The organism is Streptomyces sp. NPDC127092 (genome assembly GCF_042722475.1).
GTDB lineage: Bacteria > Actinomycetota > Actinomycetes > Streptomycetales > Streptomycetaceae > Streptomyces.
In genome coordinates this window covers 1-352 of record NZ_JBHXFE010000161.1, presented here as the reverse complement: position 1 = coordinate 352, position 352 = coordinate 1, and the positions used below count along the sequence as shown (strand labels likewise).

Genomic DNA, 352 nt, shown 5'->3' with positions numbered 1-352 from the left:
CTTCCACTGTGTGGTGACGGTGACCGGCCAGCACCGGGAGATGCTCGACCAGGTCAACGAGCTGTTCGGAATCGTCCCGGACCACGACCTCAACATCATCCGTCCGCGCCAGACCCTCAACGGCGTGTTCGCCCGGACCGTCGAGGGCCTCGACACGGTGCTTCAGGACGAGCGCCCGGGCGCGGTCGTGGTGCAGGGCGACACCACCACGTCCACGGCCGCCGCCGTCGCCGCCTTCAACCTCGGCATCCCCGTGGTGCACGCCGAGGCCGGCCTCCGTTCGTTCGACATCGCCTCCCCGTTCCCCGAGGAAGCCAACCGCAAGATCACGAGCCAGATCGCGGCGCTGCAC

1 protein-coding gene is annotated in these 352 nt (G+C 69.0%); it reads left to right on the top strand.

Features of this window, described 5'->3' with window-relative positions; all coding sequences use genetic code 11:
• Positions 1 to 352, top strand: a 352-nt coding sequence (locus ACFWJO_RS38330; RefSeq protein ID WP_386872794.1) for a UDP-N-acetylglucosamine 2-epimerase, incomplete at both ends; no start/stop codon positions are given.